The following is a 24,097-nucleotide window of genomic DNA, read 5'->3' as shown; positions in this document are numbered from 1 at the left end:
TCCCTTAAGAGTGGTTAAATTGGGCAAGCTATGAAGCCACCCCTTCTTTTTGCGCCGTCCCCGAGGGCACGACGATTAGTGTCACATCCGCCGCCTCCAACATCGCCGCCGTGCGGTCGTCGATGCCGTCGTCTGTGATGAGAGTATCGATCCGTTTCAGCGGGCAAAGCACAAGGCTGGAACGGTTTGCGAATTTGGAACTATCGACCAGAACGATCAATTCGTCCGCCTGTCCGATCAGTTTTTGTTCAGCTTGGATAAGCAAGGGGTCTTGCTCCATCAAACCGAGTGGGCCGATGCCCTGCGCCCCCATAAACATACGGCGCGCATAAAAATTACGTGTCACGTCGTTGTCAAAAGGCGACAAAACGATATTTTGCTCACGGTAGATTATTCCCCCCGAAAGCATCACCGTATTGCGCGAATTCTTTAGCAAATGTTCCGCAATGGAGAAGGAGTTAGTAAAGACCTGCATCCGCCGTGACGCTAACGGATGCACCATCTGAAACGTGGTCGTGCCCCCGTTAATGATGATCGGCTCTCCGTCTTCGCAAAGGTCCACCGCCGCTGCCGCGATTGCTTGTTTCGCCGCGTTGTTCATCGTTTCATTCACGGAATAGGGACGACCAGAAAGGCCCACAAAGGGAGCCGCCGTTAGAGCTTCGGCCCCGCCCCGTACACGGCGCAAACGCTTTTGTTCATCGAGTGTATTGATGTCCCGACGCACGGTTGCCTCAGAGGCACCCGTCAAGGCGCACAGATCAACAACGGTCAGCAATGACCGATCCTGAACGGCGGATAGGATAACGCGGTGACGGTCTTTCTCGTGCATACTTCTTCCCCTTTGGGTTGCTCTAACGTTCGGCGAGTCGCGACTAATTGTCAATCATTAATTATCATAATCAATCATTCTGCACTGCAGCATGATTGATTATGACTGAAAGTGATTGACCTGAGTGCTACTTCCCGTCAGATTACCCTCAAGTAATCAACTCTTTTCCTGTCGTCCATGGAGACAACAATGACCAAAAGCACCGACCTTCAACGCCTTGAAAACAAATGGGATGCAGAGCACGCCGCAAAAATGAGCGAGCCAGAAAAACTGCTCTATCGCTCCAATCTTTTGGGGTCGGACAAAAGAATCACCAATTACGGTGGCGGCAATACTTCCGCGAAAGTTATGCAAAAAGATCCGCTCACAGGCGATATGGCCGAGGTGCTTTGGGTCAAGGGCTCTGGGGGCGATGTTGGCTCAATCAAGATGGATGGGTTTTCGACCCTCTATATGGAAAAGCTGAATGCATTGCGTGGTATCTATCGCGGCGTGGAGTTTGAGGATGAAATGGTCGGTCTCCTGCCCCATTGCACGTTCAACCTGAACCCGCGCGCGGCCAGCATCGACACACCGTTGCACGCCTATGTCCCCGCGAAACACGTCGATCACATGCACCCCGATGCAATCATCGCGATTGCAGCGGCCAAAGACAGCAAAGCACTGACACAGAAGGTCTTTGGGGATAGCATCGGCTGGTTGCCATGGAAAAAACCGGGGTATGAATTGGGCCTTTGGCTCTCGGATTTCTGCGCCAAAAACCCTGATGCAAAGGGCGTGGTTCTAGAGAGTCACGGGCTGTTCACATGGGCGGATGACGCTCGGGATTGCTACGATCTAACTCTTGAGATCATTCAAGCCGCGATGGATTGGTTCGCCAAGGAAACCGCGGGCAAGACAGCCTTTGGGGGCGAAAAACACATGAGCCTCAAGGCGGATCAACGCCGCGCAACAGCGGCGCGTTTGATGCCAGCCATTCGCGGCATGGTATCGGGCCAGCAGCATATGGTCGGCCATTTCACCGACAATGATGCGGTTTTGGAATTTGTAAACGCCATTGATATGGAGCGTTTGGCCGCCCTTGGAACCTCCTGCCCCGACCATTTTCTGCGCACAAAAATCTGCCCGCTTGTGGTCGACTTTGACCCCGCCAACCCCGATATCGACAAAACATTGGCTGGCTTGGAAGCTGCTGTGACTGAATACCGCGAGGGTTACAAAGCCTATTACGAACGGTGCAAACACGACAACAGCCCTGCTCTGCGCGATCCAAATGCGGTGGTCTATCTTGTTCCAGGCGTTGGCATGATCACCTTCGCCAAAGACAAGGCAACGGCGCGGATTTCTGGCGAATTCTACGTCAATGCAATCAACGTAATGCGCGGTGCGGACGCGGTTTCTGAGTACCAAGGCCTACCCGAGCAAGAGGCCTTCGACATCGAATATTGGCTGCTCGAAGAAGCCAAACTACAACGCATGCCTACACCGAAATCGCTTGCAGGACGGGTCGCCCTTGTCACGGGTGGCGCGGGGGGCATCGGATCAGCCACGGCGGAGCGGTATTTGCGCGAAGGCGCTTGTGTGATGCTGGCGGATATCGACGACGCAGCCTTAGCGGAAACCGCCGAGATCCTCGCAGAGCGATACTCAAAAGATGTCGTGCGCACGGTCAATATGAACGTGACCGACGAGGCCGCAGTGATTGACGCCTATTCCACAATTGCGGCAGAATTTGGCGGCGTGGATATTCTGGTGTCAAACGCGGGAATCGCAAGTTCGGCCCCGATTGAAGAAACCACGCTCGAGCTTTGGAACAAGAACATGTCGATCCTTTCGACGGGGTATTTCCTTGTGAGCCGCGAAGCGTTCAACGTGTTCAACGTGCAGAAAATGGGGGGCGCGATTGTCTTTGTCGCCTCCAAAAACGGCTTGGCCGCTTCGCCCAATGCCTCGGCCTATTGCACGGCCAAAGCGTCCGAAATTCACCTTGCCCGCTGCTTGGCACTGGAAGGCGCGCCAAGCGGCATTCGAGTAAATGTTGTCAATCCAGACGCGGTTCTGAAAGGGTCCAAAATCTGGCAAGGCGATTGGCTTGATCAACGCGCAGACACTTACGGCACTGACAAAAGCGGGCTTGAGGAAATGTATCGCGAGCGTTCCATGCTCAAACGCTCTGTATTGCCTGAGGATATCGCCGAAGCCGCGTATTTCCTTGCCTCCGACCTTTCGTCCAAATCGACGGGCAATATCATCAATGTGGATGCTGGCAATGTCCAAGCCTTCACCCGCTAAAGGAGCGAATTTATGATCAAATCTGATATCATCGCCCAAGCAAACGATGCTGCAAACGCTAAGCTTAAGGCAGATTACGACGCCCTTGGCGAAGCCCTTGATCGGCGCGGAATTGACATCGCAGCGATCAAATCCAAGGTTGCGAAATACGGCGTGGCCGTCCCGAGTTGGGGCGTCGGCACGGGCGGTACTCGCTTTGCGCGCTTCCCTGGAACCGGCGAGCCACGCGATATTTTCGACAAGCTTGATGATTGTGGGGTCATCAACCAACTTACCCGCGCCACCCCCTCCGTTTCGCTGCATTTCCCGTGGGATGCGCAGCCCGCGGCAGACCTCAATAGCAAAGCCGAGGAAGTTGGCCTGACGTTCGACGCAATGAATTCCAACACCTTTCAGGATCAGGAAAATCAACAGCATAGCTATAAGTTTGGTTCGCTTTCGCACACCGATGCTGCCACCCGTCAACAAGCCGTTGACCATAACATCGCCTGTATCGCCTTGGGACGTGAAATCGGGTCCAAGGCCCTGACGATCTGGGTTGGCGATGGTTCAAACTTCCCCGGACAGACGAATTTCACCCGTCAATTTGAGCGCTACCTTGAGGCCACACGTCAGGTCTATAACGCGCTGCCCGAAGACTGGACCTTGCTGACCGAGCATAAAATGTACGAACCCGCGTTTTACTCAACTGTCGTTCAGGATTGGGGCACCAACCTTTTGATCGCGCAACAGATGGGCGACAAAGCAAAATGCCTCGTTGATCTTGGCCACCATGCGCCGAATGTGAACATCGAGATGATTGTCGCGCGTCTAACGCAATTTGGCAAACTTGGCGGCTTCCACTTCAACGATAGCAAATACGGCGATGACGATCTCGATACGGGAAGCATTGATCCTTACCGTTTGTTTCTTGTGTTCAACGAGTTGGTCGAAGCTGAGAACAACCCCGACTTCAACCCGATGCATATGCTCGATCAAAGCCACAATGTGACGGACCCCATCGAAAGCCTCATGGTGTCTGCCACCGAAGTTCAGCGCGCCTATGCGCAGGCGCTTTTGGTGGATCGAACCGCGCTTGAGGGTTTCCAAGAAGGCAACGACGCCCTCATGGCAACCACAACTCTTAAGCATGGTTTCCGCACCGACGTAGAACCAATTCTCGCAATGGCCCGTCTTGAAGCCGGAGGCGCAATCGATCCCGTTGCCGCCTACCGCGCCTCAAACTACCGCGCGCAAGTCTCGGCAATACGTCCACAAGTCAGTGGTGCAGGAGGCGGTATCGTCTAGAGAGAAGCGATCACATTGGGGAGGCATTGAAGGTAAACAATGTCTCGCCATTGATGGTGTAGCCATCGATTAACATTTTCGCATGCTCCCCTGTGAGCCACCCTTCCAATGTTTCCACCATCTCGGATTTGACGTGTGGATGCAATTCTGGGTTCACGGGGATATAGGCGTATTGATTGAATAAAGCGGGGTCGCCCGCGAACAGAAGTTCAAGATCCGCTTTGTTGCCAAAATTCAACCAACTCGCGCGATCTGACATAACATAGGCGTCCATTCCCGCCGCCGTATTCAGCGTGGCCCCCATGCCAGACCCAAGCTCGCGGTACCAATCGCCGCCAGCCTTTGGGTCGACACCCGCACTCTCCCACAGGGATTGTTCTTTTTTATGGGTACCACTGTCGTCGCCTCGGCTCACAAAAATGGCCTCAGATGTCGCAATATTTTCGAGAACTGAGGTTGCGTCTTTTGCTTCTGCAATTTTGGCGGGGTCTGCCTTGGGACCAATAAAAACGAAGTCGTTGTACATGATTTCGCGGCGGTGTGTGCCATAGCCTTCCTCAAGGAATTTCTCCTCGGCACCGCGGGAGTGCACAAGGATTGCATCCACGTCGCCCGCCTCGCCCAGACGCAAGGCTTGCCCTGTTCCAACCACGAGCAATTCTACGTCAAAGCCGAGATCTTCCTTGATCGCTGGCAGCAAAATATCGGACAGGCCGGAGTTGTGAAATGACGTCGTAACAGCCATTTTCATGCTGTCTGAAAATGCGGCGCTGGTTGTCAGTAAGAGGACGAGTCCCGCAAAAACGATGGGTTTCATTCTACAATATCTCCGTTCAAAAACATTTTGGTTTCAGTGTGTTTTGGTGTCGCATAAAATTGCGCGGCTGGGCCTGTTTCGTGAATACGCCCCGCCAACATGAATACGACATCTGTTGCTAGACGGCGGGACTGTCCCAAGTCATGGGTCGCCATCAGAATACGCGTGCCGGATGCGGCCGTGTCCAGAAGGATTTTTTCAATTTCGCGTGTCGCATGCCCATCTAGGCTGGCACAGGGTTCATCCAAAAAGAGCACTTCTGGACGCCGAATAAGCGCACGGGCAAGGGCCAGCTTTTGTTTTTCGCCGCCAGATAGGCGCGGTGCCTGTTGATCCAGTTTCGCGAGCAATCCAATGCGCGAGGCCCATTCTCGTGCGCGCTCCTTGGCCTCCGTTTTCGGAGTTTTACACAGATCGAGAGGATACATAAGGTTCTGCTCAACACTGCGACGCAGCATGATCGGGCTTTGGAAGACGAAGGATTGGGAGTTTTCAGCAATTTCGATAGGTTGCGCCCAATTTACGCTCCCCTGTGATACGCGCTCAACGCCGTGCATCAAGCGAAGAAACGTGGTTTTCCCAGCGCCATTCGGCCCCAATACTATCGTAATTCCGTCGCCGGAAACCTCATGAGTCACGGGGCCAATAAGGCGTTTTCCCTTACGCGAAACCACGGCCTCGTTGAGGTTCAACGGTAAAATAGACGTCACCATCGCCCCTCCCTTTCGGTGCGGGTTAGCCCGTGGATGGCGAGATTCACCACCACAGCCAATCCGATCAAAACAAATCCAAGCCCCATTGCGAGCGCAAAATCGCCTTTCCCCGTTTCCAAGGCAATTGCCGTCGTGAGAACCCGCGTGACGTGGTCGATATTCCCGCCAACAATGATGATCGCACCGACTTCGCCAATCGCACGCCCAAATCCGGCAAGGGAGGCCGTCAACAAGGCGCGCCGGCCATCCCACAGCAGTGTCGCGATGCGCTGGCGTGGGGATGTGTTCATCGAGATCAGAAGATCGTGATATTCTGCCCAGAGTTCGCGCATGCTTTGATGCGCAATGGAGGCAATAAGGGGCGCAATGATAATCACTTGGGCGATGATCATCACCGTGGGCGTAAAGAGCAATCCGAGCACCCCAAGCGGCCCCGAACGCGAGAACAGCAAGTAGACAAACAGGCCGACCACGACGGGCGGGAGCCCCATAAGCGCGTTCAACATTGCGATCGCCGTGCGCCGCAATCGAAACCGACGAATTGCAAGCCACGTGCCAAACGGCAAAGCAATAATAGAAGCAATAAGCGTCGCGCTAAGCGAAACTTGAAGCGAGCGCAGAGTGATGTCGACTAGGTCTTTGTCAAAGGTGATGAGCAAAAGCAAAGCCGCCTTCAACCCTTCAAAAATCTCCGTCATGCGCCATTACAACCTTACTACTCCCCAAAATACCGGGGGTTTTTCAACGTTGTCGCCCATTCAATGACAGTTTCAAAGCGATATCCACCCTTGGGCAGGGAAATTATCCGCCCAAAGGGAATTTTCTTTAGACTGAACGTGTGAGCCCACCATCAATCCGGAAATTTTGTCCAGTCGTATAGGCAGAGGCGTCGGACGCAAGATAGGCGATGAGGGCCGAGACTTCCTTGACCGAACCATAGCGACCCATTGGGATGCGCGCGCGGCGATCTTGGGTTTCGGGAAGGCTGTCGATGAAGCCTGGAAGTACATTATTCATCCGAACCTGATCGCCCGCATATTTGTCGGAAAATAACTTGGTGAAGGCCGCGAGGCCCGCACGAAAAACCCCAGAGGTCGGGAAAAGCGGATCGGGTTCGAACGCCGCGTAGGTTGAGATATTAATGATTGAGCCAGTTTTCTGGGACTGCATGATCGGCGTCACAAGACGTGTTGGACGGATCACATTCATCAAATACGCCTCCATCCCGAGGTGCCATTCATCGTCGCTGATATCCAAAATAGGTCCCTTTGGGCCGTGCCCCGCGGAATTAATGAGCACATCGATGCGGCCCCATTTAGCCATCGCTTGATCCACTAAGGATTGAAGCGCATCGCCGTCAAGATTGGAGCCTGTGACACCGACTCCGCCGAGTTCATTCGCCAAGGCTTCGCCTTTTCCCGAAGATGACAGGATGCCGACGTGAAATCCCTGCTGGGACAAATGGCGCGCGGCGTCTGCTCCGATGCCGCTTCCGCCGGCTGTGATCAGGGCGACTTTTGAGTGTGTCATGATGTATGTCCTATTTGTTGATTTGGACCGAGTATCCCGCGAGAAACACCCCTTGACCAATCATGTCTTGTCGCGCCAGACTGTAGGAAATCTACTGCATAGTTGGAGCTACAGTGCGAAACATCAACCTCAACACCCTTCAAATGTTTGATTCCGCAGCACGCCATCAAAATTTTCGCCTTGCCGCCGAAGAGTTAAACCTAACGCAAGGGGCCGTCGCACAACGGGTTCGGCAATTGGAAATTGACGTGGGGCAGCCGCTTTTTGAACGCTTGCCGCGCGGCTTGAAACTCACCAAACAAGGCCAGACTTATCACAGAGCAATCCACCAAGCGTTGGCTATTATTACCAAGGCAACGGCAATTTTCAAACCAGACGGGCGACGCATTACACTGAGTGTTCCGCCATCGTTTGCGACAAAATGGTTGGTGCCTCGCTTGCCTGATTTTGAGCGGGCGCACCCAGAAATAGAGCTGCAAATTCGCGCCGAGGAAGGCCTCGCTGATTTTAAGAACGACGGAATTGATTTGGCGATCCGTCAAGGCGCGCCGCCCTTTGCCGAAAATCTCGACTGGGCCCTTTTTGCCCCCTTAAACCTTGTCGCAATAGGGCACCATGATCTGCCGATTACCAGCGTATCAGACTTCGCCCGCTACACCCTCATTCAGGATAGCCACAAACACTGGGATGCCCTGATTAATGCCGAAGAAATCGCACCAGAGCGCCGCTTTCTTCAATTCAACCAGACAGCACTCGCGATGGATGCCGCTCAAAACGGCCAAGGGATTGCGCTTATCCCGCATATTTTCGTCAACTTGACAGACAAAGCCCAGCAAGTGCTGTGGTCCCTCCCCGCCAGCGATAACATTGGGTTTTACCTCGTGTGGCCAAAAGACGCCGCGCAGAAAACTGCGAGCGTTGCGGTACGCGACTGGCTTTTGGGCGCTCTGCCGCCCCGCTAGAATTTGGGGCGGCTAGCCATAGTTTTATCCGAGCCGTCGGAGGAGATCTAGCGACGGGTCGCCCGTCATCGACAGGCCGACGCTGCGTTGATAATCCCGAATGGCATCGCGGGATTTGGGACCAATGACGCCATCACTTCCGCCGGTGTCAAACCCCCGTGCGGTCAAGCGTTCCTGTAGTTTGCGACGATCATCAATCGTCATGCCGTTGCTGTCAGGTGGGAAGCTTGTCACCAAGGGGCCTGCGCCGGCAATCCGATCCGACAAATACCCAACGCCGATGCCATAATTCACCGAGTTATTATAGCGTAGGATGACATCGAAGTTTTGGAACACTAGAAAGGCTGGTCCCGTGGTCCCTGCTGGCAGTAAGAGCGCGGCCCCGCCGTGATTTGGGATCGATCCACGCGCAGCTTTGACGCCAAGCGCACCCCACTCCGCCGCTGATTTCCGCTTTCCACGCCCTGCGAGGGACGTATTGAAACCTGATGGCAAAATGACCTCAAGGCCCCAGATTTGCCCCCGTTTCCAACCAGATGCAGAAAGATATGCCGCCGCAGAAGCAAGGGCATCGGTGGGGTCATCAGACCAAATGTCGCGCCGTCCGTCGCCTTCAAAATCTACAGCATAGGCGGCGAATGTTGTGGGGATAAATTGTGTGTGCCCCATCGCGCCCGCCCAGCTTCCGACCAGATTATCGGGGGCGACATCGCCGCGCTGAAGGATTTGCAAAGCCGCGATAAGTTGCTTCTCAAAAAAGACACCCCTGCGACCGTCATAGGCCAAGGTCGACGTCGCCGAAACGACCGAAATGTCGCCACGGCGCGCGCCATAGTTACTTTCCATTCCCCAAATCGCGTCCGTAGTTTGTCCGGGCACGCCGTAGCGCGCTTCAATATCCGAGAAGAGCGTTGCACGCTGCTGAAGCTTGGAGCGCCCCTCTATGACTTTGTCATTGGAGGCAACAATGGCCAAATAATCTTCGAGTGAGCGGGAAAATTCCGTTTGATTTCCATCCCGTTCAACCACCCCTGGCAGGAAGCCCGCATTGCGAAACGCAGCGTTGAGAGTGGCTTGCGAGATTCCCTGCGCCTGTGCCCGCGAGCGAAAGGAAGTGACCCATGCGTCGTACCCTGCGTTGGCCTGAGGACGCAGCCCCGGATCCACAACAAGGCCGCCAACGTCGCGACGCCCACCGCCCGAAGAGCAGCCCGCCAAAAACGCGGCCAAACCCGCGTTCACAATCCATCTGCGTGTCATGTTCATTCGAGGGTCCTTCCGAAATGTCCTTGAGAAATAAATTCTCACTCAGATTCAGCAGAGAATACTACCGCGCCTCTGTGTGTTAAACGCGAACCTACTGTGGCTCAATCGGAAACATTCCAAAACGCCTTTCAGGCAATCAACCGCGGATACCGCCCTTGTGATCCTGTTTGAATAGAATACAACTTCCCGAAAGAGACGCTCTGGGAACCGACCCTAGGCGCAGGCCAAATTTTGACCAATGAAGTGGGGAACAGAAAATGCGTATTCTATTTACAGGGGGGTCAGGTAAGGCTGGTCGGCATGTGTGCAGATATTTGCGCGATCAAGGGCATCGGGTGGTCAACGTCGACCTTACGCCCCTAAACGAAGTGGGTATCGACAACCTCATTGCCGACATCACCGACTCGGGCTCCATGTTCAACGTGATGACAAGCTATGCAAATTTTGACGAAATGGAAGCGGGAACAGGCGTGCCAAAGTTCGATGCCGTCGTGCATTTCGCCGCCGTCCCCCGCATTCTGATCAAGCCAGATCACGAGACGTTTCGAATCAACACCGTGGGCACGTACAACGTGATCGAAGCCGCGGTAAAGCTGGGAATTCCCAAGGTTATATTTGCCTCTTCAGAAACGACCTATGGGGTTTGCTTCTCAGATGGTACTGTCAATCCACATTATTTACCCGTCGATGAAGACTATGATGTCGACCCGATGGACAGCTACGGTTTGAGCAAAGTCGTCAATGAAAAAACAGGCCGCGCCTTTCAAAGACGTTCCGGCATAGACATATACGGACTTCGGATCGGCAATGTCATTGAACCCGACGAATACGAGAATTTTCCTGCGTTTTTCGCGGACCCCGGCGTTCGTCGCCGTAATATTTTTTGCTATATTGACGCGCGGGACCTTGGTCAAATTGTGGACCTATGCCTCAAGAAAGACGGCCTCGGCTATCAGATTTTCAATGCGGGAAATGACACCAATTCGGTTAATATTCCAAACTCCGAAATTCTCGAGCGCTTCTTTCCAGGCGTGCAACTCAACAGAGAACTGGCGGAAAACGAAGCATTGTTCTCGAACTTAAAGATCCGAGAAGTGCTAGGATTTAAAGAGCAGCACAATTGGCGCCAATACGTGAACGCGGAATGACCTGAGCAAGATAACGGCCGGATTACGGAGCATGGGGTGGCGCAGAAAGCCGACATACGGCCTGCGCCACCCCATGCCAAACGAAGGACTGACAAGCTACCTAAGCAGCGATCTACTGTCCGCGATTAATCATTTAATGATTGGTGCATTTTTATGTTTACTTCGATGCAATGAGGACGGACGCATCGTTGGTCATACTGCCTTATTGCAGGCATTTCCTCGCAGTGGCCGCCTAACAAATGAACGCATACAGCAGGTTGCGGACTTGCTGTTTCTAGTGCAACTGCGCGCGTACCAGATAGCCTTCGACCTTATCCTCACCTAGTGCCCTCAGCGCCTCTAGGCGATGATACCCCTCGATCAAAACGAAACCTGTTTTTCCAGTCCGCAGTCTGATTGGGGTCGTCTGACCATTTTCAAGCATATCCTCCGCAATCGCCTGCAATTTGCCGAGATCAAGTGTCTTTTTGCGCTTGGCTGGAACGCGGATATCCGAAATTAAAAAGCTCTCTTTAGTCAACATATCCCGACACTGCATCGGTTTTCCCAAATTAGCCAGCCCAATGAGAGGATTGGCCGTAAGATTGGCTGAATAGGAAATAGAGAATAATCGAAGGAGGCGCTGAAACGCCTGAATAATCCTCTCAAGACGTCTTTGAAGACCAATTCGGTTTCCCCTGTCCGACATCTATAATCAACTGTCTAGGCCCCCAGGTTTTAGAGGGCGATTCATTGGATTTCCAGCGAATGATCGTATTTACATTTCCAATCGAGTGACATCGATCCACACGTTACTTCTCGGTGTAGAAAATGACCAACGAGTCAGGATGCGAAACTCAAAGAGGCCCCAAGGTAAGGTTGAAAACCTTTCGAAACGTGCATCCCCCGCAGGCCTGCGGAAAAAAATGGAATACAAACAGGGGGACCCTAAACACGGCGATGCAGGTCCGGGTAATTCCAATATTTTTTTGCAAGTCGTCAAAGTTGTTTCGCCGGCCTTTTGACCGTGCGAGCAAAGACGCGAGCATTCAAATCAAACGTCAAATACCTTGTGAATGGTCATTGGTCGAGGCAGGTGACAACGCGCTTCGGTTCATAGTTTTTCACATCTTTCTGCGGTCCCCGATACCAAATTGAGGAATACAGTTAGAACTCACCTCCGAACGTCAATTAACAGCATAGTTCGACTCGTTCTCGAAGAGGCATCAGCCAACGACCAAGACCTTTCCACACCCAAATTAATGAGAACCGAGATCGGAAGCATGGTTCTACTTTCCGCACCTCAAGGGTTAGCTTCAAAAACCTGATAATACTGAAATTGCCCCAACAAATCACGCGCTCTGGAACTAATTTGACTTTTACGTTCCTACTCAATCAAACTTGGGCTGTCGGTACAAAAAGGAAATTTTCCTACTTAATACAGCTCAGTCCTCGAATTTTAATTTTTCCCGATCGCATAATACAACAGTACTTCAGTTCCAAAAGGTCTTTCAATGACCACCTTCAGTTTTTCAAAAGCCGTTCCACTTCTTGCATTGATTGCAGCCTGTGCGAACTCTGGCTCTTATTATTAACCTGTAATTAGAGCCAGTTGGGCCTAACTATAGAAATGACTTGGCCCAATGCCAGAATCTAGCAGCTCCGCAAGGTGCATTTCAAAGCAACACAGCCGCCATCACGGTAGTCTTTCAGAATGAAGGCATCAACGTCCGCGATGCCGCGGCACTTGGTGCTTTGGCTGGAATTACACCTTCGAGATCAGACAAAGGTGACAACTAATATTCACCATTACCAGAACAAGCCACTTTCAAGAATTGATCACAGATACGCCATGCGGTGATAATGGTGTCCTGCCCTTTGGACATCTTCTTCTACCGTGTCGAAACACCCCATAATTGAATATTCCGTTGCCTTGAGAAGGGATGGGAATATGGCCAAGCGATTAAAATCCGGGCTGCGTATTTCCGCTAAGCTACTGATTTAGAAAAAACAAAACCCCCGTCGACGAGGCGCGGGGGTTTTAAGAAACGGGTTACCCCGCCAATTTCATGAAATCGATTAGAAAGGAGTGCCTAAAGGCCGTTCTCACGTTCCCGACTCTTGCGAGCCAATTTACGCGAACGACTAATGCCTTCGGCTTTCTCACGAGCTTTCTTCTCAGAGGGTTTCTCGAAATGTTGCTTGAGCTTCATTTCACGAAAAACACCCTCACGCTGAAGTTTCTTTTTCAGCGCACGAAGAGCTTGATCGACGTTGTTATCACGAACAGATACCTGCATGTGGTTTTCACCACCTTCCTAAGTTTAAAATTTGCAAAAAATTGCAGGACATGGTCCTTTAGCAAGCAACGAGCCAAATGTCTACAGGGTACATTGCTGAACCTAACTGAATCGCCACAAACAGTGACAAAAGTTTTCACATAGCTTCGGCCCGCAACGAACTTTAGTGGCTTTTCCATAAATAACTAGTCCCGTGGGCAAGAGGATGCGTTGTCAATGGCAACCAAATACACGCGTGATGCGGTCCGCATCGCAACCACTAGCGGCCTGGCGCGGCTACAGGTTGCATCAGATTTAGGCGTGGGTTTGTCGACACTGAACAAGTGGGTTCAGAAGCACACAAGTAGGTTGACCTTATGTCTGGGCCTCATCAAGATATCGAGAAAGAGAACAATGCCTTCGGAAGGAAGTTTTTCTGCTTCGCGAGGAGAAGGCAGCGGGTAGCAATCGCATGAAGCGAAATCTGGCAATACGCGCGTGGGCTATGACCGTGGCATTACGGCGGCTACCCCGTTTACCATACGGATCTTGGCTCGCAATTCTGATCGCATGATTACCAGAAATGCCTGATAAAACGCGGCTTCAAAGTATCCATGAGCGGCAAAGGGAATTGCTCCTCCTCTCGGGATCACGCTGCGTATAGCTCTGCCGGGCAATGGACAATTCCATGATGGAAACATTTTTCAAATCCATCACGGCAGAATTAATTTGGAGAAACCAATGGGAGACGCGGCGGCAGGCTGAAGGCGCAATATTCCAGTACATCAATGGATTTTGTAATCCACGCCGCCGACATTCATCGCGGGGAGGCAAAAGCCCCTTGGCATCTGAACGAAGGGCCGCAAAAACGAGCTGAGAGACAGGAAATGAACCGTCACAAGACCAGCTCCTCCTGAATATTTCATGCGGTGTAAATTCAAGGGAGATGGGCCAAGCGGGCAGGAAAGTCTTTGAGGCTGAATTGAAAGTTTTAAGAAGGAACGATTAACCCCGCGGAAAGGACTTAGGCACTCGCAGCAGCGAACAGCTAGAAAACCAGTGGCAATGGTCGTTCTAGATCAAAACCGCGTCATATGATCGACTATGAGATGGTCCGACGAATTTTCGACAACGCACGCTTCCGCCCAAATGAAAGTGATTGGGGGCATCTAATTCCCAAACATGAAGACCGCCATCCACGTCGGGGTTAGTACCGTTCGAAAGTAAAGAGATATGGGCACGCTTGATAAAGCCAGCCTGAAAAGACGGAAGTAAAATCTATGCGCGGTGTGTCAACTGTCTTATTTTGACAGAAACGGCTTTAAGGGACAGCCAACCAAATCCGAAAGAACTTGGCTGAATAGGCTCCTTTGATCAGGACGCAAACACCTTACTCAAATCTGCAAAGCCTTTCACCTCAATAGGGTTTCCAGACGGATCCCGAAAAAACATCGTTGCTTGCTCGCCGGGTTCACCCTCAAAACGCAGGCTAGGCGCGATCAAAAAATCGACACGTTTCTCTTTCAAGCGTTCCGCAAGCACCTTCCAATCCTCAATCAAAAGGACAACCCCCAAATGCGGCATGGGAACCATATGTTCGCCAACTTTCCCCGTCGAACGCGTTTCAAATGGCGCTCCCAAATGCAGCGATATTTGGTGGCCGAAGAATGAATAGTCTACCCACGTCTCCGTCGAGCGCCCTTCAATGCAGCCAAGCACATCGCCATAAAAAGCGCGCGCTTTATCAAGGTCCGTCACATTGTACGCCAGATGGAAGGGAGTGAGCATCGTCGTTTTCCTTTTTTGATATGTCTACTACATCTTCCTAACAAAAGCACCCAGTCGCGCCATTGGTGCCAAAAACCCTGACGACGGACTGCTCAGGGATAGCAGAATCTGACATCCGCTGTGCCTCCAAACAAAGGGTTGTCCTCTAATGTCGCAACGTTTTAATACGCTACTCTTGGCCATTTCAGTGCCAATATTGTCAGGCTGCCTACACGCGCTTAATGTGACAGTTTTTCGAGACCTAATTTGTGCGTCGTCAGTGTTTATGGGGCCAAGAGCTACTTAATTTGAGCGAGGGGTTGGCTCATCTGGTTGGTTGTATTATGCGGCGCCTTGTCTGTGATGCAAGCGGCGCGTTTCCGGTGTCTTGCATTTGATCCTTTCTCGTTGTCGTAGAATGGCTTTGTCGCGCCCGAAGTTGGCGTCGGCGGGCGTGACGTTTTTTAGGCTCTCGTGATAGCGCTGATGGTTGTTATGATTGACGAAGGCTTCGATTTGGGCTTCGAGATCGCCTGGCAGGAAATAGTGCTCCAGCAATACCCGGTTCTTCAGGGTTTGGTGCCAACGCTCCACTGCCCGGCAGTCGCCGCTTGCAGTGATGAGAGGGATCTTGCCTTGAGTCTGAGGGTGATACGGCGCTCCGCGTGAGTGCTTCATGCCTTTGTCCTGCAGCCGCTCGGCCAACTCTCCAGAGACCTAGCTGGAGCCGTTATCCATTGTTCGGCAGTTGATACGCAGTATCAATCAGAGAGGCTAAGTAGTCGTGGTTTGTGCACAACGTGGACGTGGTCACAGCCAGAGGCTTCCAAGGCCAAATCCAACGTATCGGTCACGTCTTCTGTCCGCCTGTTTGTACAGAGCTTCCACGAGATAATGTAGCGGCTGTAATCGCCCAAAATGGCGCTGAGATAGAACCACCTCTAGCCCAGAACCTTGAGGTAAGTGAAGTCCCTTTGCCAAAGCTGGTTGATCGCAGTGGTTTTGTCTTTGAACTCTTTGGCGGCTTTGATAGGCACGATCGATTTGCAATCAATGGCGCGAGATTAAGGCCGGACTGGTGATTTGGTCGTGCGCTTTTAGGACACGGTAGACTGAAGCCTCGGATACAAAGTAACTTTCATTGTCTATGAAAGTCACGGCCAGTTCTCGCGGGGACAGTTCTGTCTCCTTCAAGCGAGCTTGACAACTTTCTGCCGCACCTCGTCAGCCCCTCTCGTTGATATTGCGTATCAACTGCCGGACAATGGACGGCACAGTACGGCATTCGACCACTGTCTTCGGACCAATGGCGGACAAGGTCTCATTGTCTTCACCGCGTAGCCCGTCCAAAACGATCTTGATCTTCTCCTCAGAGGAATACTGTTTGCGGGTGGCCCGCTTGATATCCTTGACGATTTTCTCACAAGGACTTTCCCGTGTTCCATTTGTTTGTCTCATGCCCCACTCCTCAGTGCTTACAATGAGCCAAAAATCTCTTATCAAATCACCCTATTTGGACCCAATGGCGCTGACGTCAGGCATTGTGGGGTAGTATTTGCCGTCCCTTGTTGTCAGCAAAATTGCATGTCGCACGATCCTTTACGTAAATCTGAATCCCGGTCAGTTGGTAGCGATTCATGCGCTAATGCTTTCTGAACCCATTTTAAATTTAGCGCTCGTGTTTCAGTTCGATGAGTATCGCATTGTTGAGAAACGTTTGGCTGATTATTCTGGAAGACGGAATCGCCTTATTCGTCCCCGCGAGCGTCGGCCGACCACAAGCCATCGCAGTGGTATTCGAAAGAATTGGCAGGCAGACCACCAGCCCAGAATGCCCTAACAATCTAATCATGATTAGATTCCCATTTTCTGATCCGCTAGATGGAAGTATAAAAAGGAGAAGATCTTCGGACAAAAATAAGAAAAGCGTAAAAATCTTAGGGGCCAACTTCTCAACAACCGCTCATTTTCCCAAAACAACGGGTTGAACCGCGCCCAATTGGCAAACCTTCAAAATGGAAGTTTCTTAAGCGAGGCTCCCATGGATACCGCTCTCAAGCATCGAGATACAAAGGCACAAAACAGGTTCGGTGTGAAAAGGTGGAAACGGCAATCGCGCCTCTCCGTGAAGTGTCAAGACGTTGGTCAAATATGCGTGACAGACCTTGCTCGGCAGCAATAAATGTAAAATGTATTTTGTGAAACGGAAATAGAGTTGATCCAATGTGAGGCGAGCTACGTATATTTAGTTATTAAACGCCATTTGGGTGAAATTTAACAACAGGGAGAAACACATGCTTTCGAGAAGAAATTTCATTGGCTCCGCCGCGGCCGCCGCCGGGTCAATTTCCGTTCTACCACAACTCGCTTTTGCTAATGGCCATGGTATGATTTTCGGGAATGGAGCCGTTAAAATTATTCCAATCGCACATGCTTCCCTCATTATTGAGACACCTATGGGTGTGATTTATGCTGATCCAGTTGGAGATTTAGCCCTGTATGAAGGTATGCCCGCCGCGGATCTCGTTATGGTAACTCATCAGCACGGCGATCATCTAAACAACGATACGCTCGCAGGCGTCATGGGGGAAAACACTACCCTCATTTCAAACAAAGGCGCTCAAGAGCAAATGACTGAAGAGTTGGCTGCACGCGCTGAGGTGATTGGGAATGCAGAGACAACAGCCTTTGGTGATATCGGGATTGAAGCAATTGCGGCTTACAATACCACAGAAGACCGTATGAAATACCATCCCAAGGGGCGCGACAACGGGTACGTTTTGAATATCGGCGGCACGCGCGTGTACCTTTCCTCAGATACTGAAGACATCCCCGAAATGAGGGCGCTTCAAAATATCGACGTAGCGCTGTTGTGTATGAATTTACCATTCACAATGGATATTAATGCTGCTGCAAGCGCTGTAGCAGAGTTCAAACCATCTGTTGTCATTCCTTATCATTACCGTGGAAGTGACGGCGGCACACAAGATCCAAAAGAATTCGCCAAACTTCTAGATAGTGCAATAAAAGTAGACCAAGGGGATTGGTACGGAACGGGTGCTGGAAACGCTTAAGTCGTAGATAATCAATTAAGACGAAGCGCTCAGACAGAAACGTCTGGGCGTTTCTTTTCATTCCATGCATCCCAATTGGTGAAGAACCGTTTTCAAGGCGGGGAGGTCTTTGAAAGTTGCGATGACTTTAACATTAAACGACTGGGAGACATCTTAGCGCGGCATGCCATGGAAAATTCGACTTGGCTGACCGCTGGCTCAATCGGCTTGCTATCACCCGTCAACCGCTGATCAAATTCTAACGCCTATACTTATCGAATTCGTTCGCTGCCGAGCCGAAGTGATAAGCCAATACGCATTTGGGTGCGCTCGCCAAATTTTGGCGTTGCCCTCAAAGAGCGCGACGACGCGCTGTTGATTCTTCGCATGTTAAATCTCGAACGTTACGATCTCAGTGATCATCCCCCTCTAGGGAAAAAAGACACGCGCCTTGGTTGATTACCGGCCGCGAGGCGATGCAATGTCCGGTCTGGTGGGGTGCCATCCGTTCTATTTACGAGCTTCATTCACATACAAAGATCGCTGACTTTTTTTAATGTAAGTCCAAGCAATAAAACGACTTGTTTTTTTCCCCTGTGCCATTTCGACTACTTTGAAATCAGCAACCTTAGCTTTTCCTAAAATTTTGTAGAGTGGCTGGAGGTTATCTTTTTTCGACACCAATGAGCTAAACCACAGGCACTGCTCGGCGAACTCCATGCTCTGTTCAACCATGCGGGCGATAAATTTTATCTCGCCACCCGGACACCACAGTTCAGCGTTTTGACCGCCAAAGTTGAGTTTATTTGAATGCCCCTTGCCAAGGTTACGCCATTTACGTTGGGTGCCTTTATTAGCTTGTTCGATGGATGAATGGAAAGGCGGGTTGCACATGGTAATGTGAAAAGCATCGTGGGGTTCTATGACTCCTCTAAAGATATTCTCAGGTTTATTTTGTCCTCTGAGGGTGATTTTCAGCTTGTTGAATTGGCAAATCTGCTGTGCCGATTTGATAGCAGCCGGGTCTATATCGACGCCAGTGAAGTGCCAGCCGTATTCACTCTGGCCAGTAAGGGGGTACACCAAGCTAGCACCAGTGCCTATGTCCAACGCTTTGACATTCCGCCCACGAGGAATTTCTTGATTGTTGCTGTCAGCAAGCAAGTCCGCCAGATAGTGGATGTAGTCGACACGACCGGGAATCGGAGGGCATAGGTAATTGGCTGGGATATCCCAAAAATTGATATTGTAATAAGTCTTTAGCAACGCCCGATTAAGCATACGGACCGCCGACACGTCTTGAAAATCAATAGTCGCCTGACCGACAGGGTTGCGGATCGTGAATGCCTCAAGTTCAGGTGAATGCGCCACTAAACGCACAAAATCGTAACCTTCTCTGTGTTGATTACGGGGGTGCAGCTTAGTTTTGGTGGCCATGGGGGAGCCTTCATTAAGGGTGGTGGAAGTAACTAGCCAAACTGTGTGTTGATCCTGAGCAGCCTCACTTGGGTGGTCCAAGTTGAAAGTTAATGTATGCTTGGCCTTAGGGCCATTCGTGTCGCGATCAAAAGGGCCTTCGCGGCACTGTGCAGCAAGGACTGATGTGCGGCATTCGCGAAAATTTATATGTGTATTTTTCCGAATGGTGCCCAGGGGCGGAATCGAACCACCGACACGAGGATTTTCAATCCACTGCTCTACCCCTGAGCTACCCGGGCACGGGGAACGAATAAACGTTCGGGTTGCGGTGTTCTAGACGCGGTGAGGCATGGTGTCTAGGGGCAAAGTGCGAAAAAACTAATGCAGGTGCGAATTAGGCTTTTCCAACTCCGACTGAGCATCCGCAAGGTCCTCAATTTCCTCGGCTGGAGTGGTATATGTGCCGTTAAACCAACGCCCTAAATCAATATCCGCGCATTTTTTGCAGCAAAAGGGGCGGTACTTAGGATCGCTTTTACCATTACAGATCGGGCACGACATTTAGAGACCATCCTTTAAGGGCAGACGCTCGCGTTTGCGCTGCAATTCAAAATGGCCAAGCGGCGTCCACCCAGCCATAGAGGTGTCTATAGAGTCACTTTTGAAGGCAATACGAATAATGCTTTCGAGGGTTTGACGGTCTTTCTTGGGCATGGGCGCCAGATCCAGTGTGATCTGCCCGCCAAGGCCTCGCACGCGTAATTGTCGCGGCAGGTCTCGTACCGCAGCAATATTGGCTTTGAGGCCAGCCGCAGGAGAGGTATCGCCGCCTGTGTTCACATCGACCGCAACGAGTGCACGCGTTGGTTCAACATACATACTCGCCCCGCCTGAGAGTGGCACAAAAGACGACAAGGCCTGATCAATCAACTCATCGACTTCGAAGGTCACAAAGGCCCCTGCTTCGTCCGACATTGTGTCCGGTGTTGGCCAATCTCGCCACGCAAGAAGGTGAGCGTTAGGGCCATCAAGCAGCAACTCGGGAGCATTCCCTTCGGCCCCCAAAACGCCCTCGGCCTCACCCAGCATATGGGCGACATCCTCAGCAATTTCTTCTGGATCTGATGTTTCACAAATCGAACGTAAAATGAGGCCAAATTTGCTTTCCCCCATTACAGAATGAGCAATTCCCAACAATTCGTCGCGTTTATCGTCATCCCGAATACCGCGACTGATGTTGAAACCTGGCGCATTGGGGGTGACAATTGCGTAGCGACTTTTGAACAGGATTTTTGCCGTAACAGGCACGGCCTTTCCCTCTTCCGCAAAGCCGGTCACTTGCACCAGAATGGGTTGACCGGGAGCAAGTCCCCGTCCCTCACGCAAAAATCCAGTCACGCCAGGAAGACGTACCATCATTCCGCCCTGCCCCTTCATAGGCCGGTCACAAAATGCACGGTAAATAGCCCCAGGAATGGGAACATTCTTATCGGCGGGGTCGATCAAAAAATCGGAGAGTTTCCCATTATCAAGGAGTGCTGCGGCAGCACGTCCTTTATAGGTATCCAAGACTACAGTGCGACCCTTCATGAGACCTCCAGCGGGTAACCCGCGCTTTCAAGCAATTGTGCCGTTTCCGTCAACGGAAGGCCAACGACGCCCGTATATGAACCATTAATCCAAGGAATAAATCGTGCGGCATAGCCTTGGATGCCATAGCCCCCCGCCTTGCCCTGCCATTCATTCGTCGCAATATAGGCTTCGATATCTTTGTCAGTGAGGAGCTTCATCCGCAGAATGGTAACGGTTTCTTTTTCCGTAATTTTATCGCCTTGGCGCAGAGCGACCGCCGTGACCACACGGTGCCGCCGGCCAGATAGACGCCGCAAGAATTCGCGGGCTTCATCCGCATGCGCGGGCTTTCCAAGAATGCGGCGACCAATCGCCACAATCGTATCCGCCGCCAGAACGATCTCATCGTCAGCGGCTTCAACGGCTAGCGCTTTTTCACGGGCAAGACGTTGGCAATAGGGGCGAGGGTATTCGCCGCTTTTTGGCGTCTCGTCAATATCGGCAGGGCGCACGGCAAAAGGCTCCACGCCAATCTGCGCCAAAAGTTCAGCGCGACGTGGGCTTGCGGAGCCTAAAACGAGCAGCATAGCTTACTTAAAGCGATAGTTAATGCGACCTTTGGTAAGGTCGTACGGTGTCATCGCGACTTGAACTTTGTCTCCAGCAAGGACACGAATGCGGTTCTTGCGCATTTTGCCTGCCATATGTGCGATGATCTCATGGCCGTTTTCCAGCTCGACTCGAAACGTCGCATTTGGCAAAAGCTCTCTAACGACGCCCGGGAATTCGAGCTCTTCTTCTTTGGCCATGTTTTCTCCAATTGGTTGCTTGCCGCGGTATCTCCGCGAGCGTGTACTAAATGCGCGTCCTTGCGCGGACTTTCAAGAACTACTTCACCAAATTGCGGGGTAATTTCCGATTTAGAGAGAATTTTCGGGTATTCCGAAACGTTCTAGCAACTGATCGCGGATTTGATCCCGTGTTTGGCGATAACTTAGCAGGCGTTCCTCGCGCCCTTCGCCAAGGCCAGTCGGGTCTAGAATCGGCCAATATTCAATCTCGATATGATATATGCGGGTCAAATCCAGTACCCGACGTTGGCTTGCGGGTGACAATGCGACGACCAAATCATAGCTCGAAAGATCGTCGCCCCACTCTTGCATTTCGTCAAACGAACGACTTCGGTGCCGTGAAAGTTCGACCCCGATTTCCTTGCAAACCGCAATTGCGAACCCATCAATCTCCAGATCGTTTTTAACACCCGCCGACTGGATATAAATGGATGTTCCGTAGAGCGCCTTCATAATGCCCTCCGCCATTGGCGAACGCACAGCGTTATGATCGCAACAAAACAGAACTGACGTCGGACGCGACTTCGCCATCTACCCTCCGAAATGCAGAACGCAAATAAGGGTAAAAAGCCGACGGGATGTTGCGTGATCCAACGTGGCTTTGCCCTCAAGACGTTCCTGAAGGACGCGTGCGCCTTCGTCGTGAATTCCGCGCCGCGCCATATCAATCGCTTCGATTTGTCCGGGTGGCAGGTTTTTAACCGCTGCGAAGTAGCTTTCACAAATTTGGAAATAATCGCGCACAACCTGACGGAACGGGCCCAGCGCCAGATGAAATTCTGCCGCAAGCCCCTCTTTAAGGTCGGAAATTTCAAACACCAAACGCCGCTCACGAATGGCAAGCTTCAGGTGATATGGGCCAACGGGGGGTACTCGATCATCGCGCGGAGGAAGGGCGAAACTGTTCTCCTCCAACAGATCAAAAATCGCCACGCGGCGTTCTTGTTCAATTTGCGGAGTCGGAGGTGCAAGCCCACCATCATCAATATCAATTTCTGCAATTCGATCGGTGGTCATATAAAATGCTACTCGTTTAAGCTGTCGAGCCGCAAGCGGATAGACAGGCCGTGGGCCTCAAGGCTCTCGGATTTGGCCAATCGCTCTGCTGACGGGCCGATTGCGCGCAGGGCCTCTGGCGTCATTTTTGAGAGGGTGGTGCGCTTGAGAAAATCCATGACTGAGAGGCCAGAAGAAAAACGCGCTGAACGTGCGGTCGGCAATACGTGATTTGGGCCGCCGATATAATCGCCAATGGCTTCGGGCGTAAATGCGCCAATGAAGATCGCACCTGCGTGTTTGATTTTTGCGGCCATTGCATCGGCATCCTGAACGCAAATTTCGAGGTGCTCGGGGGCAATTCGATCAGACAGCGTTACGGCATCATCGAGGGTCGCGACCGTAATGACCGCTCCGAAATCGCGCCAACTTGGCCCCGCGATCTTCGCCCGCTCAAGCGTTTCTAAGCGCTTTTCAACGGCTTGAACAACTTGAAGGCCAAAATCAGCATCATCGGTGATGAGGATGCTTTGGGCACTTTCGTCATGCTCGGCTTGGCTCAATAAATCCACGGCAATCCAATCTGGATTGTTGTGCTTATCCGCGATCACCAGAATTTCACTGGGTCCCGCGATCATATCAATACCGACTTTGCCAAAAACACGCCGCTTCGCCGCCGCCACAAACGCGTTGCCCGGTCCGGTAATTTTATCAACGGGGGCGATACTCGCCGTCCCATATGCAAGGGCTGCAATCGCTTGCGCCCCGCCAATCCGATAAACCGTATCAACGCCCGCAAGCCGCGCCGCAAAAAGCACAAGTGGGTTACAAACGCCATCAGGTGTCGGCACGCAAATCGCCAAGCGCTCAACCCCTGCAACCTTAGCCGGAACAGCGTTCATCAGCACCGAACTTGGGTAGCTGGCAAGCCCTCCGGGAACATAAAGTCCCGCCGCAGAGACCGCACTCCAACGCCAACCAAGTGTAGCACCAACATCATCTGTAAAGCTGGCATCTTCGGGCATTTGGCGCAGGTGATAGGCCCGAATACGCTCCGCCGCCATCTCAAGTGCTGCGGCGTCCTCGACGCTTACTTTCGCACACTCCGCATCGATTTCGCTTTTCGAAAAGGCGATCGTTTCTGCCGTAACCTCAAACCGATCAAACTTGCGCGTCAACTCAATGACAGCCTCGTCGCCCCGCGCCCGCACGTCGGCAATAATTTCAGCCACGACCGCATCTACATCAGGGCTGTCTTCGCGCTTTGTCCCAAGGAACGCTGCGAAATCCGCCTCGAAATTGGCGTCTTGGGCGTTCAGGAAAAGAGGCATCTA

22 protein-coding genes, 1 tRNA gene and 2 pseudogenes are annotated in these 24,097 nt (G+C 51.9%); 6 read left to right on the top strand and 19 right to left on the bottom strand.

Annotated elements, in window-relative coordinates; genetic code table 11:
• Positions 1-28: 28 nt before the first annotated feature.
• Positions 29-832: a DeoR/GlpR family DNA-binding transcription regulator gene (locus AB9F29_RS00440; RefSeq protein ID WP_335586503.1), complete on the bottom strand. Its 804-nt coding sequence runs from the start codon at positions 830-832 to the stop codon at positions 29-31.
• Between the two features lie 189 nt (positions 833-1,021).
• Between AB9F29_RS00440 and AB9F29_RS00435 the strand changes: the two genes are divergently transcribed.
• Together AB9F29_RS00435 and rhaI are read left to right on the top strand one after the other, a co-directional pair.
• The gene (locus tag AB9F29_RS00435; RefSeq protein WP_369754225.1) at positions 1,022-3,124 is read left to right on the top strand and encodes a bifunctional rhamnulose-1-phosphate aldolase/short-chain dehydrogenase; all 2,103 of its coding nucleotides are present in this window, start codon (positions 1,022-1,024) and stop codon (positions 3,122-3,124) included.
• Between the two features lie 12 nt (positions 3,125-3,136).
• Positions 3,137-4,411, top strand: coding sequence for an L-rhamnose catabolism isomerase (rhaI, locus tag AB9F29_RS00430; RefSeq protein WP_369754224.1), 1,275 nt, complete (start codon positions 3,137-3,139; stop codon positions 4,409-4,411).
• 10 nt (positions 4,412-4,421) lie between these two features.
• On the opposite strand, the gene AB9F29_RS00425 is transcribed toward rhaI, so the two are convergent.
• The 4 genes from AB9F29_RS00425 to AB9F29_RS00410 form a co-directional block, all read right to left on the bottom strand.
• Positions 4,422-5,228 (bottom strand): substrate-binding domain-containing protein, encoded by an 807-nt coding sequence (locus AB9F29_RS00425; RefSeq protein ID WP_369754223.1) that lies wholly within the window; start codon positions 5,226-5,228, stop codon positions 4,422-4,424.
• Positions 5,225-5,941 (bottom strand): ATP-binding cassette domain-containing protein, encoded by a 717-nt coding sequence (locus AB9F29_RS00420; RefSeq protein WP_369754222.1) that lies wholly within the window; start codon positions 5,939-5,941, stop codon positions 5,225-5,227. The genes AB9F29_RS00425 and AB9F29_RS00420 overlap by 4 nt, the downstream gene beginning before the upstream one ends.
• Entirely contained in the window at positions 5,935-6,639 is a 705-nt protein-coding gene (locus tag AB9F29_RS00415; protein ID WP_369754221.1) for an ABC transporter permease, read from the bottom strand. The genes AB9F29_RS00420 and AB9F29_RS00415 overlap by 7 nt, the downstream gene beginning before the upstream one ends.
• A 127-nt stretch (positions 6,640-6,766) precedes the next feature.
• Positions 6,767-7,471: an SDR family oxidoreductase gene (locus AB9F29_RS00410; protein WP_369754220.1), complete on the bottom strand. Its 705-nt coding sequence runs from the start codon at positions 7,469-7,471 to the stop codon at positions 6,767-6,769.
• 113 nt (positions 7,472-7,584) lie between these two features.
• Between AB9F29_RS00410 and AB9F29_RS00405 the strand changes: the two genes are divergently transcribed.
• On the top strand, positions 7,585-8,433 hold the full coding sequence (locus AB9F29_RS00405) for a LysR substrate-binding domain-containing protein (RefSeq protein WP_369754219.1): 849 nt from the start codon (positions 7,585-7,587) through the stop codon (positions 8,431-8,433).
• 24 nt (positions 8,434-8,457) lie between these two features.
• Here the strand turns inward: AB9F29_RS00405 and AB9F29_RS00400 are convergent, their stop codons facing one another.
• On the bottom strand, positions 8,458-9,699 hold the full coding sequence (locus tag AB9F29_RS00400) for a lytic murein transglycosylase (protein ID WP_369754218.1): 1,242 nt from the start codon (positions 9,697-9,699) through the stop codon (positions 8,458-8,460).
• 257 nt (positions 9,700-9,956) lie between these two features.
• Here AB9F29_RS00400 and AB9F29_RS00395 point away from each other — a divergent pair, with 257 nt between their 5' ends.
• On the top strand, positions 9,957-10,847 hold the full coding sequence (locus AB9F29_RS00395; protein WP_369754217.1) for an NAD-dependent epimerase/dehydratase family protein: 891 nt from the start codon (positions 9,957-9,959) through the stop codon (positions 10,845-10,847).
• A 274-nt stretch (positions 10,848-11,121) separates the two neighbouring features.
• Here AB9F29_RS00395 and AB9F29_RS00390 read toward each other — a convergent pair whose 3' ends face one another.
• Positions 11,122-11,370, bottom strand: coding sequence for a ParB N-terminal domain-containing protein (locus AB9F29_RS00390; protein WP_369754216.1), 249 nt, complete (start codon positions 11,368-11,370; stop codon positions 11,122-11,124).
• 1,549 nt (positions 11,371-12,919) lie between these two features.
• Positions 12,920-13,126, bottom strand: coding sequence for a 30S ribosomal protein S21 (rpsU, locus tag AB9F29_RS00385; RefSeq protein ID WP_082802156.1), 207 nt, complete (start codon positions 13,124-13,126; stop codon positions 12,920-12,922).
• Positions 13,127-13,481: 355 nt separating this feature from the next.
• On the opposite strand from rpsU, the pseudogene AB9F29_RS00380 reads away from it, so the two are divergent.
• Positions 13,482-13,982: pseudogene (locus tag AB9F29_RS00380) on the top strand (IS3 family transposase); the annotation flags it as partial.
• Between the two features lie 497 nt (positions 13,983-14,479).
• On the opposite strand, the gene AB9F29_RS00375 reads toward AB9F29_RS00380, so the two are convergent.
• Positions 14,480-14,893 (bottom strand): VOC family protein, encoded by a 414-nt coding sequence (locus AB9F29_RS00375; RefSeq protein WP_369754215.1) that lies wholly within the window; start codon positions 14,891-14,893, stop codon positions 14,480-14,482.
• Between the two features lie 321 nt (positions 14,894-15,214).
• A pseudogene (locus AB9F29_RS00370) lies at positions 15,215-16,330 on the bottom strand (transposase).
• An 809-nt stretch (positions 16,331-17,139) separates the two neighbouring features.
• Between AB9F29_RS00370 and AB9F29_RS00365 the strand changes: the two are divergent.
• A complete protein-coding gene (locus tag AB9F29_RS00365) occupies positions 17,140-17,946 on the top strand; it encodes an MBL fold metallo-hydrolase (protein WP_335586322.1) in 807 nt (268 codons plus the stop codon).
• Positions 17,947-18,435: 489 nt separating this feature from the next.
• Here the strand turns inward: AB9F29_RS00365 and rlmF are convergent, their stop codons facing one another.
• From rlmF to hisD, 9 genes are all read right to left on the bottom strand, one after another.
• On the bottom strand, positions 18,436-19,362 hold the full coding sequence (rlmF, locus tag AB9F29_RS00360) for a 23S rRNA (adenine(1618)-N(6))-methyltransferase RlmF (RefSeq protein ID WP_369754214.1): 927 nt from the start codon (positions 19,360-19,362) through the stop codon (positions 18,436-18,438).
• A 206-nt stretch (positions 19,363-19,568) separates the two neighbouring features.
• Positions 19,569-19,643: transfer RNA gene (locus AB9F29_RS00355), tRNA-Phe, on the bottom strand.
• Between the two features lie 79 nt (positions 19,644-19,722).
• A complete protein-coding gene (locus tag AB9F29_RS00350; RefSeq protein ID WP_082802157.1) occupies positions 19,723-19,905 on the bottom strand; it encodes a DNA gyrase inhibitor YacG in 183 nt (60 codons plus the stop codon).
• Positions 19,906-20,934: a ribonuclease E/G gene (locus AB9F29_RS00345; RefSeq protein ID WP_335586324.1), complete on the bottom strand. Its 1,029-nt coding sequence runs from the start codon at positions 20,932-20,934 to the stop codon at positions 19,906-19,908.
• Positions 20,931-21,503, bottom strand: coding sequence for a Maf family protein (locus AB9F29_RS00340; RefSeq protein ID WP_335586325.1), 573 nt, complete (start codon positions 21,501-21,503; stop codon positions 20,931-20,933). The genes AB9F29_RS00345 and AB9F29_RS00340 overlap by 4 nt, the downstream gene beginning before the upstream one ends.
• 3 nt (positions 21,504-21,506) lie before the next feature.
• Positions 21,507-21,725, bottom strand: a complete 219-nt coding sequence (infA, locus tag AB9F29_RS00335; protein WP_039004513.1) for a translation initiation factor IF-1 — start codon at positions 21,723-21,725, stop codon at positions 21,507-21,509.
• A gap of 111 nt (positions 21,726-21,836) precedes the next feature.
• On the bottom strand, positions 21,837-22,298 hold the full coding sequence (locus AB9F29_RS00330; protein ID WP_369754213.1) for a low molecular weight phosphatase family protein: 462 nt from the start codon (positions 22,296-22,298) through the stop codon (positions 21,837-21,839).
• Positions 22,299-22,784 (bottom strand): UPF0262 family protein, encoded by a 486-nt coding sequence (locus AB9F29_RS00325; RefSeq protein ID WP_335586327.1) that lies wholly within the window; start codon positions 22,782-22,784, stop codon positions 22,299-22,301.
• An 8-nt stretch (positions 22,785-22,792) separates the two neighbouring features.
• The gene (hisD, locus tag AB9F29_RS00320; protein WP_335586329.1) at positions 22,793-24,094 is read right to left on the bottom strand and encodes a histidinol dehydrogenase; all 1,302 of its coding nucleotides are present in this window, start codon (positions 24,092-24,094) and stop codon (positions 22,793-22,795) included.
• Positions 24,095-24,097 lie beyond the last annotated feature (3 nt).

It is taken from the genome of Falsihalocynthiibacter sp. S25ZX9, from assembly GCF_041205405.1.
GTDB lineage: Bacteria > Pseudomonadota > Alphaproteobacteria > Rhodobacterales > Rhodobacteraceae > Falsihalocynthiibacter > Falsihalocynthiibacter arcticus.
This window is presented reverse-complemented; position numbering and strand designations above follow the sequence as displayed.